The organism is Sorangiineae bacterium MSr11367, assembly GCA_037157805.1.
Classification (GTDB): Bacteria; Myxococcota_A; Polyangia; order Polyangiales; family Polyangiaceae; genus Pendulispora; species Pendulispora rubella.
This window is the reverse complement of record CP089983.1, coordinates 6,904,919-6,919,168: the sequence shown is the minus strand read 5'-3', so window position 1 is coordinate 6,919,168 and position 14,250 is coordinate 6,904,919. Positions and strand designations below refer to the sequence as shown.

12 protein-coding genes are annotated in these 14,250 nt (G+C 64.7%); 4 read left to right on the top strand and 8 right to left on the bottom strand.

Going from position 1 to position 14,250, the window contains the following annotated elements; translation table 11 throughout:
• Positions 1 to 42 precede the first annotated feature (42 nt).
• The 5 genes from LVJ94_26590 to LVJ94_26570 form a co-directional block, all read right to left on the bottom strand.
• Positions 43 to 867, bottom strand: coding sequence for a hypothetical protein (locus tag LVJ94_26590; GenBank protein WXB00479.1), 825 nt, complete (start codon positions 865 to 867; stop codon positions 43 to 45).
• A gap of 11 nt (positions 868 to 878) precedes the next feature.
• Positions 879 to 2,762: a caspase family protein gene (locus tag LVJ94_26585; GenBank protein WXB00478.1), complete on the bottom strand. Its 1,884-nt coding sequence runs from the start codon at positions 2,760 to 2,762 to the stop codon at positions 879 to 881.
• Positions 2,759 to 3,439: a hypothetical protein gene (locus tag LVJ94_26580; protein ID WXB00477.1), complete on the bottom strand. Its 681-nt coding sequence runs from the start codon at positions 3,437 to 3,439 to the stop codon at positions 2,759 to 2,761. Before LVJ94_26580 ends, LVJ94_26585 begins: the two co-directional genes overlap by 4 nt.
• Before the next feature lie 175 nt (positions 3,440 to 3,614).
• Complete coding sequence (locus LVJ94_26575; protein WXB00476.1) at positions 3,615 to 4,697, bottom strand: alpha/beta hydrolase; 1,083 nt, start codon at positions 4,695 to 4,697, stop codon at positions 3,615 to 3,617.
• Positions 4,698 to 4,736: 39 nt separating this feature from the next.
• On the bottom strand, positions 4,737 to 5,603 hold the full coding sequence (locus LVJ94_26570) for an AraC family transcriptional regulator (GenBank protein WXB00475.1): 867 nt from the start codon (positions 5,601 to 5,603) through the stop codon (positions 4,737 to 4,739).
• A gap of 112 nt (positions 5,604 to 5,715) precedes the next feature.
• Here LVJ94_26570 and LVJ94_26565 point away from each other — a divergent pair, with 112 nt between their 5' ends.
• Positions 5,716 to 6,387, top strand: a complete 672-nt coding sequence (locus LVJ94_26565) for a glutathione S-transferase (GenBank protein WXB00474.1) — start codon at positions 5,716 to 5,718, stop codon at positions 6,385 to 6,387.
• A gap of 10 nt (positions 6,388 to 6,397) precedes the next feature.
• On the opposite strand, the gene LVJ94_26560 is transcribed toward LVJ94_26565, so the two are convergent.
• From LVJ94_26560 to LVJ94_26550, 3 genes are all read right to left on the bottom strand, one after another.
• Positions 6,398 to 7,411 carry a hypothetical protein gene (locus tag LVJ94_26560; protein ID WXB00473.1) on the bottom strand — a complete coding sequence of 338 codons (1,014 nt, stop codon included), beginning with the start codon at positions 7,409 to 7,411 and terminating at the stop codon, positions 6,398 to 6,400.
• A gap of 11 nt (positions 7,412 to 7,422) precedes the next feature.
• A complete protein-coding gene (locus tag LVJ94_26555) occupies positions 7,423 to 8,244 on the bottom strand; it encodes a phytanoyl-CoA dioxygenase family protein (protein ID WXB00472.1) in 822 nt (273 codons plus the stop codon).
• A 156-nt stretch (positions 8,245 to 8,400) separates the two neighbouring features.
• The gene (locus tag LVJ94_26550; protein ID WXB00471.1) at positions 8,401 to 9,936 is read right to left on the bottom strand and encodes an Ig-like domain-containing protein; all 1,536 of its coding nucleotides are present in this window, start codon (positions 9,934 to 9,936) and stop codon (positions 8,401 to 8,403) included.
• Positions 9,937 to 10,396: 460 nt separating this feature from the next.
• On the opposite strand from LVJ94_26550, the gene LVJ94_26545 reads away from it, so the two are divergent.
• Genes LVJ94_26545 through LVJ94_26535 form a run of 3 tightly spaced genes read left to right on the top strand, consistent with a single transcriptional unit; the run spans position 10,397 to position 14,234 of the window.
• Entirely contained in the window at positions 10,397 to 11,812 is a 1,416-nt protein-coding gene (locus LVJ94_26545; protein ID WXB00470.1) for an aldehyde dehydrogenase family protein, read from the top strand.
• Positions 11,809 to 13,302, top strand: coding sequence for a sugar ABC transporter ATP-binding protein (locus LVJ94_26540; protein WXB00469.1), 1,494 nt, complete (start codon positions 11,809 to 11,811; stop codon positions 13,300 to 13,302). The genes LVJ94_26545 and LVJ94_26540 overlap by 4 nt, the downstream gene beginning before the upstream one ends.
• A complete protein-coding gene (locus LVJ94_26535; GenBank protein WXB00468.1) occupies positions 13,299 to 14,234 on the top strand; it encodes an ABC transporter permease in 936 nt (311 codons plus the stop codon). The genes LVJ94_26540 and LVJ94_26535 overlap by 4 nt, the downstream gene beginning before the upstream one ends.
• The last annotated feature ends 16 nt before the right edge of the window (positions 14,235 to 14,250 follow it).

Here is a 14,250-nt window from a genome sequence, read left to right as displayed (position 1 = left end):
AGCAGCTGAACTAGGTGAAAGGTTGGCGTCGGCCCCCGCGATTCAGAGGCGAATGCCGTCTCGGCGTTCTCCTTTGTCATTCGCGCAGGAGACGCGTGCATCGGCGGCCGTGCAATCCCACGTCGAGGCTTGGTCCCAGATGGTCCACCCACGGACCTCGCCGGTGGGCTTCGACACGCGGGCTTCGACGAGCACCGTTCCATCCGGAACCTCCACGGCGGCCCGATAGCGGTCGGGCGTGATATCGAAATTGTCACAAATGCGTAGGGGGCGAGCCCCGGAAGCATCCAGCTGCGCTCCTCCGGCGACGGCATACGCGATGTTGCGTTCGCCGTCGGGACCGGTCACCTGCGACCATTCCGTTCCGTCCAGGGTCGTTCCCGAAACGGAGCACGAATCGACCTCGAGGTGGTAGCGGATATCGATGAGAGGTCGCCGCTTCGTGCCCGATACATCGAAATGAATCTCGCCCCCGTCCGGGCACGCACACGTCGATGCAAAGTGGATGTCTCCGTCGGGCAGATGGACGAGAAGGGAATCCTCGGCCGTGAGCTCCGGACAGAAACCGTCCTTCTGTCCGATACCCAATGCCGCGATCGCGCGGGTGTGGGCGCCGGGCGTCCCCACCCCGGCGCCAAAGCCGATTTTGAGCGCGTCGGCCGCGGACGTGACGAGCGACTGTCGCGGTGTCGAGCCGAGGACGGCCGTCGGAGATGCGGACGAAAAGGTTCCTGCCGTGTGCGCGCGCGGCGCGGCGATCTTCGCCTCGGTGCCTGTCACGTGCGCGGCCGTCTTTTCGTGCGGGGCGCGTGAGCACCCCAGGTTCGCGCCGAGAACGAAGAGTGCGACGAATGAACTACGCAACATGATGACACCCGTCAGAAATTCCACGTGAGGCCGACGAGGTACCGTTCGCGGAGCTGCCGATTGCCCGTGAGATCGAAGCCGAAGGACATGTACCCATCAATCGAGAAACGAGGCGAGAAGTGCGCCTGCACCAGCGGCAACGCCCGATAGCCGAGACTCTGCACGGAGCCAATCACGAGGAGGGGCTCGGGTGTGATCAACGGCTCGTAGCCGGCGTAAACTTCTCTTCCACCCAATCGAACGTCGCTCGTGATCCCAACGGCTGCGTTGAGCGTCACGCTGTTTCGAATCGTCCAGCTGTATCCGGCGGCGGCGGTGCCGCCCCAGGTCGTTGGCGCCTGACCGGGGTGATCTTCCGTCTTGATCCCCATGCGGCTCCGGGCCACGAGGCTGACGATGATGCTTTGATCATACCGAGTCCACGCCCTCGCGGCGACCCCCACATCGGGTGTCGCGAGAAGCACTCGTGCGTAGTTGAAACCAGTGAGCCCCGCGCGGGCGATGACCTCGAATTTACCCGCTTCGCCAAAGCGGTACGCGAAGGCGGGCACGGGAATGGTCCACGAAAGACGATCGGTGATTCCATACGTCAAGGTGCCGATGAGGTCGAAGCCGCGGGAGCTGTACCTTTCTTCGGTCAATGGGAGGTACACGCTCTTGTCGTTTTCGGCGCGGTATCCCTCGTACGCATCGTACGAAGGCTCACCCCACGTGCGCGACGGACCTATGCCCATGCCGAGGGCGAGTCGTGCTTCGAACCACCCTTTCGGCATGGTCGACGCCGTGCTTATCGGCGGAGATGCCGCCTCGCCATCGCCCTTCATCGCGAGGCGTTCGGTGCCGGACGCTTCGAGTTGTCCCTCGGCGAGCGTCACCACCGAGCCGGCGCGAACATCGATCTCTTTCGCGTGGACGCGTCCATTTTGCACGCGCCGGACCATGTAACGTCCTGGCGGAAGCGCGAGACGTAGCTGCCTTTGTCCGGCGGACAGTTCGGCGATCGTGATGCCGCTCGATAGATGAATGACTTCGAGGGGGCCCTCCGTCTGCTGGAGCTCGAGGGCGCTCGGGCTCGAGGCCACTTGGGTGAGCACCACGTCCTGGCGTCCGCGAAGTTGAACGTCGAAGCTCGGATGCTGCGTCACCATGGCAAAGCGTGCACTATCGCGAATGGTGCGCTCCTTCGCGTAGTCGAATGCCTCTTGCAGGGTGATGCTCCCGTCACCCGTTCGATCCGCGGCGCCGAGAAGGCCCGCTGCAAGATGGTGCGTGAAGAACGAGCCACGAACGAGATCCGCCTCGTGCGCATTCTCGAATCCGGAGCTCGATGAAACGAGCGCCGAGCCTTCGCTGGTCAAGGCCGCGAGATCCGCAGGCTCCAATGGGGGCCCCACCGAGACGCCTTTGCTCTGCGTCCACGTGCCGCCGCGGCACGTATCGAGAATGCCGACGCGCACGCGCGCGTTGATGTGTGCCAGCCGGTCGCGGAGCGCGGCGAGGGGCATCATTTCGCCGTGCGGGAAAAGCATCTGTCCGTCGGAATGGCCCGAATAATAGAAGACGAAGAGCGTATCTTCCGCCGCCGCCGCCGCCGCACCGACCTGCACGGCGACCGCATCGAGGACGCGCTCGATCTCCGCGGGGCTCGGCTCCAAGAGAACGTGCACGTCGCCGTGCGCGAACCGGCCGACACGCTCGAGGACCGCCCCCATGCGATTCGCATCATCGAGCGCGAAGCGCAGGGGAGTTCGGCCGCGAGGCGGAGAATTCGCACCAATGAGAACGGCAATGCGGCGCACCCGCGCCGGCGGCGTCGCGGACGCATTCGAGGCAAAAAGACTCGCGACGAGCGCCGCCGCGGCCGAGAATATCAATGAGAAACGAGACAACGTCATGGTGTGATTACCTTCGGAAAGACGAATTCGACGATCCAAGCCTTCTTCGTTCGGTCGCGGTGCCGGGCCGCATCGCGAAGCACGCCGTCGTCCAGGCGCGCGGCGCTGAATACGACGCTGACGCGTTCTTCGCCCGGCGCGTCGTCCACGACCAGCGTGAACGGAAGCGGGGTGCTTCCCGACGGGCATGCGCCGTCGAAGAGCCGCGACCAACCGTCTGCCGAGGGGGCAATGACCGCAACGTGCGTGAATCCCTCGCAGCCGGCACGCAGGGCAATGGCATCGCGGGCGTGGACGGGCGAACGGCCGTCCCAGATGCGTGAACGCCCTTCGCTGCGAATGAGTGCCTGCGCGGCCGGAGTTCCTTTGCTTGCCACGTAGCCTTTTTCGTCGCCGTTCACCGAACGCACGACCCCGGCGACCCCGGCGGCGAGCGCGATGGTTCCTGCGGAAATCGAGAGGATGCGGCGAAGTCGCGGGCCCGTCTTCGCAGGCGCCGACTGCGCCCGTGTCGGCGCTCCCGCGAGCTTGCTCGCGTCGAGCGCAGCAAGGTAGCCCCGGCAGCGGGCGCAGGTCTCGAGATGGCCTGCGAGGCTCGGGTCACCTCGGCAGCCATTGGCATAATACGCGTCGATCGTGAACGTCGACATGTGGGGTTGATCGTCGATGGCCGTCATGATGCAAGCTCCTTTCGCCCGCCAGAGGCATCGGGAGATGAAGCGGGCGAAACAGGCACGGAAGCGAATCCTCACCCGTTACGACGACCGCGGGCGCCGAATCCGGCCAAAAAAAATTGGCCATCCGATCCGCCGCACCCTCGCGGCAAAATGCCTCGTTCGCGTCAGCCGGTCGTCACGGCTGCGCGAGGAATTTTTCGACCGCGTCGACGAACTCCCGGCGGCCATGCTCGGGGCGGTCGAGGAAGACGAAATGGGTGGCCTGCGGCAGCATCCGCGTTTCGACGCGGCGCGCATGCCCGAGTTCGCGCTGCAGCGCCGCGACGTCTTCGGGGCGCGACCAGTGATCGAGCTCGCTGCGCACCAGCAGCGTGGCCGACCGAATGTCGCCGGCCCGCCAGAACTTGGTACCGCCCGCGAGGAGGTAGCTGTCGCGCAGTGGGCCGTTCGGCAGGCGCACGCTGGGCGGTGTGCGCTGCGAGGACGTTGGGTCGCTCGCGACCGCGCCCGATGCGTAGGCCTCGGCGACCTGCGGATCGCGCCAGCTCGTCTTGTCGGCGGCCGGGATGGCCGCGTCCCAGCTGCGCAGCATGCTCCGGGTATCGCGCGCGTTGTACGCCCCCAGAGAACGCGCGAACTCGCCCGGGCGGTCCGAGTCTTCGAGCATCGCGCGCATCGGCCACGCGCCGGGCGTGCCGTAGATCGTGTTGAGCAAGACGATGTGGCTGACCGCATCCGGATGGGTCGCTGCGTACATCCCGACCCAATGCCCGCCCGTTGCCCAGCCAAAGAGTGCGACCGGGCCATGTTCACGCGCCCGGACCGACGCCACGACGGCGCCGATGTCGCGGACCGCTTCCTCGGACGGCACCGCCGGAGGGTTCACGGCGGCCGGCGCCTCGAGCGCGGGCGGGCGCGTCGAGCGCTCCCAGCCTCGCACGTCGAGCACGATCACGGCATGGCCGGCGCGGGCGAGGTCCTCGGCGAGCGAGTAGCCTGCAACCGGTGAATCGAACGACGTGACACCGCCTCCGCCGAGGCCATGGACGAGGATGACCGGCACGCGCCGGGGAGCGGAGCCCCCGACGGCGACGACCTCGCGTACCGCGATCCGGATACCCGGGTCGCTTTCCACCGTGGCATCCCGTCGCTCGATTCGCATCACGCGGTCGTCGGCACGATGCTCGGCGTGGGTGGCCGGCGGGTGCGCAGGCGCGCAGCAAACGAGAAAGAACGCCGCAAAGGCCGCAGATCGCATGGCTCGACGGTAGCACGCGGCCGGGGAGCCGGCGCCTCCTCAAGGCGTAGGAATATCTTGCTTGGGGGAGGCGCCGAACTTGCGCGTGTACTCTCGACTGAACTGGGTGGGGCTTTCGTAGCCGACGTCGAAGGCCGCCGCCGAAACCGAAGTTGCGCCCGTGCGCAGCAGACGGCGCGCCTCGAGGAGCCGCAGGTCCTTTTGGAACTGAAGAGGCGACGATGCGGTGATCGCTTTGAAGTGCTTGTGAAACGAAGAAAGACTCATTCCGACGTTGCGCGCAAGCTGCGGGATCTCGATGGGCGACCGAAAGTCGCGCCGCAACTGCGTGATGGCGCGCGCGATCGCGCTAGCGTGACTATCGTGGCGGATCAGGCTGCGCAGCATTCCGCCGAAGGGGGCGGTGGCCAGTCGATAGTGAATCTCGCGCGTGATCAGCGGCCCGAGTACGGCAGCATCCATCTGCGTACCGGCCAGCGCCACATAGCGGGCGAGCGCATCGACGAGTGACGCATCGCACGCATGGACGGAGAGCGAGCGAGGCTCCGTGGTCGAGGGCGAGACGTCGGCCATCTCGCGATAGAGGTCGCGCAACGTCTCCAACTCGATGTCGAACAGCAGCGCGACATAGGGCGCTTTCGTGACGCGCGCGATCACGGGAAGGTCGTGGCTGACGAGCAGACACTCCCCAACGCCCATCGGGAACGAATCGGCGCCAAGGACCGTTTCTTTGCGCCCGCGGAGGATTAGGATGATGACGGGATCGTAGATCGCCGCTTCGAACGATGTCGGCCGGTGATGCCGGAGAATGCCGAGCTTCGGCAAAGGACGCACATATTGGCTGCCGGAGCCGCTCGATCGCGGAAGCTGCCGCGCAGCGAGATCGGCGAGATCGGCAAGGTTCATGCGGGTAGCCTAGCACCGCCGATGCTCCGTTCTTCCATTCATAGAGAAGATTAGGCATGAAGCGGAGAGGTCCTGGCATGAAATGGGCGACGCGGAGACCTAGGTTGACGCCATGACCGACAACGAGACGCGCAAGGCACCCCTGCTCACGATCCATCACCTTGGCCACTCGCAATCCGAGCGCATCGTCTGGCTTTGCGAAGAGATAGGCATTCCCTACGAACTGCGGCATTACCGACGCGACGCGATGACGCGCCTCTCGCCGCCCGAGCTTCGTGCGCGGCATCCGCTCGGCGCCGCGCCGCTGCTCGAGGACGGCGACCTGCTACTCGCGGAGTCGGCCGCCATCGTGGAATACATCCTCGTCAGGCATGGGGGTGGCCGCCTCCGGCTCGACCCCGAGCATCCGGACTACGCCGCCTTTCTCTACTGGTTCCATTTCTCCAACGGCAACCTGCAGCCCGCGATGCTCCGGCTCATGATGGTGAGCCGCGCGGGCTTGCCGGTGGACCATCCCGCGCAGGCGTCGGTGCAGATGCGGCTCGATCGTGTCATGCAATGGGTGGATGCGCGCCTGCGCGAGGCCACCTATTTCGCCGGGAGCGAATTCACGGCTGCGGACATCATGAGCGTGTTCTCGCTCACCACGATGCGGCGTTTCCAGCCCGTCGACCTGCGGCCGTATCCGGGCATCCTTGCGTACCTGCAACGCATCGGCGAGCGGCCGGCCTACCGGCGCGCGATGGCCAAGGGCGATCCGGATCTCGTGCCGATGCTCGATTGAGCATCTCGGCTCACTGCCGGAAGCAATAGAGCCGCAACGAGACGGCGCAACTGTTTTCGACGCCCTGCGTCCAATCGTAGTCCTTCTCGGTGTACGTGCTGGACCAGCCCCTGACCGTGGGATACGAGCCCGTGGGGCCCGGCGCTTCATTCGACTTCCATCCGCGGCAATCGCTCATGATTTGCGAGTCACGGTAGGCCGCTCCGCTCGAGTTCGTGTTGGTCCACACCCCCGTGTTGTACGGAGCCAGCTCGAGAGCGTTCCCGTTTTCGTCCCAGTGGATGGTGGCTTCGAGCCTGCCCGAGACCAGAGCGTCCCAATTTTTGGCAATCACCGTGCCGTCGGTTCGAACGTAGGGGACGTCGCCATGGGGAAATCGGTACAAGGGGCTCGACTTGGTTCCCCCGCTGAAGGTGTCATTGATGCTGAGCCACGCGCGGTAGGTACCGGGAAGGGGGCGCTTGGCGGCCGCCGCAAGCTGTTGGCATTTGGCATCGGCGCCGTCGAGGCCTCCCAGATTGCCGTCGAAGGTCTTGCTCGTCACGAAGACGTATTTCGCATCCGGGAGCGGCGGGTTGCCCGTTCCGCAGGTGCCCGGGCCGCCGCTGCACGGTACGCATAGGCCGGCGGTGGTGTCGCACGACGGCTTTCCTGGCCATTCGCACTCGGCGTCGGAAAAGCACGTCTTACAGGTGGGTTCGTCCGGAACCGCGGCCCGCGCCTGGCGAAGGCCCAAAAGACAGCCTTGGCTGCACACGGACGTATCATTCTGCTGCCAACACGAGCCATGGTCGCCGTACGCGTCCACGATGACCCCGAGGTCGGCGGGGCTCGTATTCGACGTGCACCGCACGTACGCGGTGCACGCCTCGGTGGGGCTCACCGCCGCCGAGTCGGTCTTGCCGCTGTCATGGATGTCCGTGCCGTTGGTGGCCGATGCATCGTTCGACGCGCACGCGCTGGCGGTGAAGGCTATTGCGAAGAGGGTGGCAAAAACGAGAGGGATCCGATGAACATTGGGCATGGCGGGTATTGCTACGGGCCCCCGTGGCGCAATCTTCCTCCGCGGTCGTTTTCGTCCAGTGCGAGCTGGATGGCGCGTTCGACGGGCGATGCCTCCGATCGCATGGGATCCACCGGTTCCCTGGGAAGCAACGGCGGTTGCGCGAGGAAGCGCGGGGCGCGTCCTCGGTGGGGCTGCGCCGCGTGCACGAGGAAGGGATGGCACAGGTACACCGTGCCGGCCGCTCCGGTCGCGAGCACCTCGGGGCAGTGGGCCGACTCGGCGAACTCCGTGCTCGCGAGCTCGCCGAGCGTCAGCCCTGCCTCGCCGTGGGGGGCGAGCCGGCGGGCCATGTCGAGGTGCGAGCCAACGCGAATGCGCGTCGGCGCGTCGTCCTCGCCCGTGTCGGAGAAGAGGAACAGCATGAGCAGCGCGCGGCCTTTCGAGGCGACGTTCGCGCGCCACTTCAAGAAATCGGGTTCGCCCTCCGTGCCGAAGCTCGCGTCGATGTGCCAGCCGCAGTCGCCCGGATCCTCCACCGACGGGAAGCGGATCGGAAATGTGCCGAGGCTGCCGCGAGGCAGCCAGCGCCCGGGCCCCACGAGCGCATCGTAGGCGGCGCACAACCGCGGCGTGCTGGCCGCGTCGCGGAAGAGCGGGTTCGGGATCTCGCCGATGCGCACGACGGGACGCGTCCACGTCGAGGGGTCATCCTCCTTGCAGCCGGTGGCGAGCCATAGGATCCGGCGGCACGCGGCGGCGAGATCCCGAGGAAAAGCTTCGTCGATCCGAACGAAGCCATCGAGAACGAACTGTTCGATCTGCGCTGCAGACAGCGCGACATGATGAGGCATTTGCAATCTCCGTGTTGTTCAGCTCGGGACAAACCACCGCCACACGACGAAACGCGTCGCGGGCGAACGAGGAGCGCCAGGGGGGGCGCTCAGCCGAGCAAGAACACGGAGAACTTCATCATGGGACGTACACCATAGCCGACGGCACGCTCTCCTTCAATGTTGGTTCGTCCGACGTCTTTTTCGCAAAAAGAATGCGCCCCCGAGGACGGCGAATAGGCCCATTGCCCCTTCCATCGAAACCGCTTGATTCGAACTCTGACAACCCGATGACTCGCCTCCCGATGTCGGATTGTCGGGTGGTCCGGCGTCGGGTGGCGTTCCAGCGTCGGGTGGGATCTCCGCGTCGGCATCGGCTCCCGCATCGCCGATGGGGCAGGCACCGGAATAAGGACCTGCATCGTGATCGCCCAACACCTCGTGATCGATGTAGGCCCATCGAGGAGGCGGAGGCGGTCCGGCTGCAGCGTCAGCTTCTAGGGAGCGAGCAAAAAGTGAATGGACGCCGGGCCCGAGGACGCATGTTTCCAGTTCGCCGTGAATCGACATCACATGCGGTGCCGGCAGAACCACACCTCTTCCACGCCCTAAGAGTTGATCCCCATCGAAGAACTCGAAAGTCTTCGACTGATACGTATATAGCTCCGCGGGGGTCACCATAGTAACATTTTTGCCATAGAAGGATGGACTTGGCCGCGAGATCAAATATTTGCTCAAAGAGATTTCCGGCGGCTCTTTCGGCAGAACGTCGACGACCTTCGTGGTGGATACGGCCCCATGCGACGAATCGCCGACGTACTCTGCGAGGATGGAATGACGACCGATGGCCAAGCGTGGACTCGTAGTTTCGGCGTAGCCCGAGGGGGTCGGTCTCGCCTCGACCAGCACAATGCCACCTTCGCTATAGCGAATCGTGCCGACCCAGTCACCCGGCGCGCCTTCCAGCGCGGCGATCCAGGAGATTGTCGAGCCTTCCCGGATGGTGTCGTTCGAGACCGACATCGTCGTTCCGCTCTCGACGATGGTTTGAACGACGGGGGCTGACGCACTCGGATTGTAGTCGTCAGATCCCTCGAAATTAGCGTTGAACGTAAGCGAAGCCGCCTTTTCCGGAGTGGGCCCCAAGGCTACGAAGTTGCTCAATGTATCGTAGATTTCCGTCTGGCTCGGGGCGCCCCCACCCTCGTATCGAACGTGCCCAAAGACTGCGAAAGCAGCGTCGCTGGGAGCGACGGGACGCACGATGACGTTGTATCGAACAGGGCTGCCCGCGCGCAGCGGATTTCCCTTGAGGAGAATCGTGGTGGTCGTGGTGGCCTTGTTGACAGCCTGCTCGAGGACTGCCGAGCGGGAGGAGCCCACTGTGCCGTCTCCAACGAATTCGGCGAAAAGCTCGTGCTTGCGTGTCGTCAGGGTCGAGACAGCAAACTCTCGTTCGGCTGGATACGACGCGGTAAGCACGCTGGACGGGCCATCGTGTATTTTGATGATCCCCGACGGTTCTTTGCCATCTTCCGTTTGCACATGAATGGTCAATACGATCTTCTCACCATGAACGGCGGCAGGGTTCGAAGATGTAAGGGTTGTGGCGGTGGGCACGCCGGCCGCGGCTAGAGAAAACCTGCCGGAAACCATCACGGCCGATGCGGCCAAGAGGGCGATGAGTGCGCCGGAAAAGCTAAGTCGATTCAATAGCTGCTCCTTTCAGAGTTACGTATGGTATCGGACGCGCTTTCTCGATGCCAGTAAGGCCAATGCGTGGGTGGTACGCACTCTCGCGACGTAGCGAAAAACCGTCTCTCGCAGCGCCCCGAATGCGAGTAGTCGGATGTCTTTCGACATGCGAAAGCGAGACAATGGAGACGGCTCATGCCATGACGTTTCCGCGTCGGGTCGCTCGGAGCGCGAGGCTTAGAGCGGCGTGCTGAGGTAGGCTCCAGGTGAAAAGCTGGACGGTCGCCACCTCCAAGCCTGCAGATTCCACGCAAATCCCACCCGATCTCGCCATGCCGTTTCTCCATGTGCGGTCGATGTCGTTCTGTGCATTGACTTCGCTCTTGTTGCGGGTAAATGATGATCGTTATCATCATTGAATCGAGGCTGAAGATCGCAGCTCGGCGTGGCCGGGCTGCGCTTCGCGAGGAGCGCTCCCATGTCCATCGTTACGCCGAAGGCTGGCTCGGTCATCGAGGTCCGCAACCCGGGTACCGGAGAAGTGCTTGGCCAGATCACGGCCATGACCGACGAGCAGATCACGCAAGCCGTCGACGTGGCGCAGGAAGGGCAGCGTGTGATCTCGAAGATCCCGGCCCATGAGCGCGCACGGCTGCTTCTGGGCGTGGCGACCCGGATCGAGTCCGAAAAGGGAAGCCTTGCCAAGTTGCTCGCGCGCGAAAACGGTAAACCCATTCGGCAAACCCAAGGTGAGATTGATGCGGCCATTCGCATTTTTCGCGGCTATGCGGCTGAGGCGACGCGCTTGTTCGGCCGGCAGATCCCGCTCGATGCCGTGCCCGGCCTGGAGCGTCACCTGGCCGTGACACTTCGCGAGCCGATTGGGCCGGTGGCCGCGCTCGTGCCGTTCAACTACCCCGTCGAGCTCTATGCCCACAAAGGTGCGGCTGCGCTGGCCGCGGGCAATGCCGTCATCGTGCAACCGCCGACCCGCTGCCCGCTCACGCTGATTCGTATTGCGGAGCTGATTCGCGAAGCCGGCATACCCGAGCCCGCGCACCAATTGGTGACCGGTGAGGTGCGGGTATCCCAACTTCTCGCGCAGCTCCCGGGCATTGCGGCGGTCACGCTCACCGGGAGCACCGCCGCCGGTCGCGAGATCGCCCGGCTCGGGGCGCAGACCTTGAAAAAGGTCATGCTGGAGCTCGGAGGCAATGATGCACTCATCGTGTGCGACGACGCGGACGTCGCCGCCGCCGCGAAGGCGGTCGTGCTCGGCCGATTGGCCCGTGGCAATGGGCAAATCTGTTGTGCGGTGAAACGCGTTTACGTGCAGGCAGGCGTGCACGATGCTTTCGTCGCCGCGCTGCTCGAGCAAACGGAGCGGCTGGTGGTCGGCGACCAGCTCCTCGACACCACCGATGTGGGGCCGCTCATCGCCGAGCAAGCCGCCCATCGCGTGGAGTCCGCGGTGCAGCGTCTCGTATCCGACGGTGCGCGCCTGGTCGCCGGTGGCTCCCGGCGGGGCGCCTTCGTGGACCCGACGGTTCTCGTGGGCGTGCCCCAGGCGAGCCCCGCCTTCGCCGAGGAGATCTTCGGCCCGGTGGCGCCGGTCGCGCGATTTTCGGACCCCCTCGAGGCCGTGCGGCTGGCCAACGACTCCCCCTATGGCTTGCACGCCGCCGTATTCACACGCGATGTTTCCAACGCCTTCCGCTTGGCCAAGTTGCTCGATGTCGGCAGCGTGATGATCAACGGCTCGACGGCACTGCGCGCAGAGAATCTGCCCTTTGGCGGGACCAAGGACACGGGAGGCTATCGCGAGAGCCTGCACGAAACCGTGCTCGATTTCACACGGCAAAAGACCGTCGTGGTGATGGACGCCTTCGAATGAGCCGTCTCGAACTTCGCAGTGTCCAAAAGGACTTCAGCGGGGTGAAGGTCCTGCATGGTGTCGATCTGCGTGGGGGTGCGGGCGAGGTCCTGGCCGTGGTTGGCGCGAACGGTGCGGGAAAGTCGACACTGATCAAAATCCTATCCGGTGCGCTGTCCATGAGCGCCGGCGAAATGTGGGTGGACGGCGCGCGGGTCGACCTGCGCTCACCGCACGATGCGCACGATCTCGGGATACGCACCGTTTACCAAGAGATGTCCCTCGTGCCGGAGCTCTCGGTCACCGAGAACCTGCTGATGGGCACCTTTCCGCTCCGATTCGGCATGATCGACTGGGTTGCGGCGCATGCGCGGGCCCAGGCGCTGCTCGATCGGGCGGGCTTCGGCTCGATCAACCCGCGGACCAAGGCGCGGCGGCTATCGGTCGCGCGCCAGCAGATGGTGGAGATTGCCAAGGCGCTGGTCAGCGAGCCGCGCATCTTGGTGCTCGATGAGCCTTCGGCCGTGCTCGCGGGCGCGGATTTGGAGGCATTGTTTGCATTGGTGCGCCAGCTGCGAGCGCGCGGTGTTTTGGTCATCTACGTATCGCATCGCCTGGCCGAAGTGCTCGATCTGGCCACGTCGATCGTGGTGATCAAGGACGGCCATGTCATCGAGACGACGGTGCCCGCGAAGACGAGCGAGCAGGAATTGATCCGGCTCATGGCCGGGCGGCGCCTGGAGCAGGTCTATCCAGACCGCCGCGGTAAGCCCGGCGACGTGCTTTTCGCCGTCGACGGATTGAGTCGTCCGGGGCAATTCACGGATATCTCGTTTCGCCTTCGCGCGGGCGAAATCGTGGGGTTGTTCGGCCTCGTCGGCTCCGGGCGCAGTGAATTGGCCCGATGCATTTTCGGTGCGGAGCCCGAAGCCAGGGGATTCCCAAACCCGGCCGCGGCCATCCGTGCCGGTGTGGCCCTGGTCACGGAAGACAGGGCGCGCAGCGGTCTCGTGCTCGGAATGACCGTGCGCGACAACATGTCGATGACCACGTGGCACGCGAACGGCACGCGGGGGTGGCGCCCTCTGCTCGACGCCCAAAGGCAAACGCGCGACGTTGCACGAATGGTGGAGGAGCTGGGCATCCGCCCCGCGGACTGTGTCTCGATGCAGGCCATGCATCTCAGTGGCGGCAATCAGCAAAAGGTCGTGCTGGGCAAATGGTTGCTCACGCACCCGCGTGTTCTTCTGCTCGATGAGCCGACACGAGGCGTGGATATGGCGGCCCGGGTCGACATTTACCGCGTCATCGACGAATTGGCCCGGCAGGGATTGGCGATCTTGCTCATCTCCTCGGATCTGACGGAGGTCATCGGCGCCACGGATCGGATCTTGGTGATGAACCAAGGTCGTATCGCCGGCGAGCTTCGTTCGGCCCAGGCCACCGAAGACCAGACCCTCACACTCGCCATCAAGAGCCCATCACGGGCCCGCGCGTCGGACGTGTCATGAAATCGGGCATCCGCGGTATCTCCGGCCCGCTCGGATTCGCCCTGGTCATCGCCCTTTTCGTCGTGGTGGCCGCCTCCACGTCGAGTGCATTTCTCACCCAAGCGAACATCACCAACTTGCTCAAGCAAATGGTGACCGTCGGCCTGCTCTCGTTCGGGATGCTGGTCGTCATCCTAACCGGTGGTATCGATCTTTCCGTCGGCTCGGTCGTGGCGTTTGCCGGCATCGTCACGGCCGGCTTGGTGGCCCGATTGCCCATCCCGTTGGCCATGGCCATCGGCGTCGTCAGTGGAATCGGCTTCGGCGCGATCAACGGTGCGCTCGTGGCCTGGTTCGCGCTCGCTCCGTTCGTCGTCACACTGGCGTCGCTGACCACCATTCGAGGATTGGCCTTCGTTTACTCGGAAATCCCGATCTCGCCGGCCGATCCCTCCTTTCTCGTGCTCGGCTCCGCGATGATCGGGGCCATTCCGCTCGCGTCGCTCATCATGCTGGCGGTCTTCGTGACCGGGAGCGTGTTTCTCGAGCACACGCCGGCGGGCCGATCCATCGTGGCCATTGGTGGCAATGCCGAAACGGTCCGCCTCGCGGGCATCGACGTGCGCCGGCACGTCATCGGCGCCTACATCCTCAGCGGGGCATGCGCGGGCTTGGCCGGCGTCATTCTGGCCAGCCGGGTCGGCATTGCTCAACCCAGTGTGGGCGTCGCATTCGAATTGGACGCGATCGCGGCCTGCGTCATCGGCGGAGCCAATCTGGCCGGCGGACGTGGCTCCGCGAAGGCGACGTTCGGCGGTGTTCTCGTTTTGGTGCTCATCAACAATTTGCTCAACCTGTATGGCGTGCAGAGTTTCTGGCAACAGGTCCTCAAGGGCCTCATCATCGTCGCGGTCATCCTCGTGCAGCGCACGAACCGATTTCGCACGACCTGACCCATATCTTCTTGGA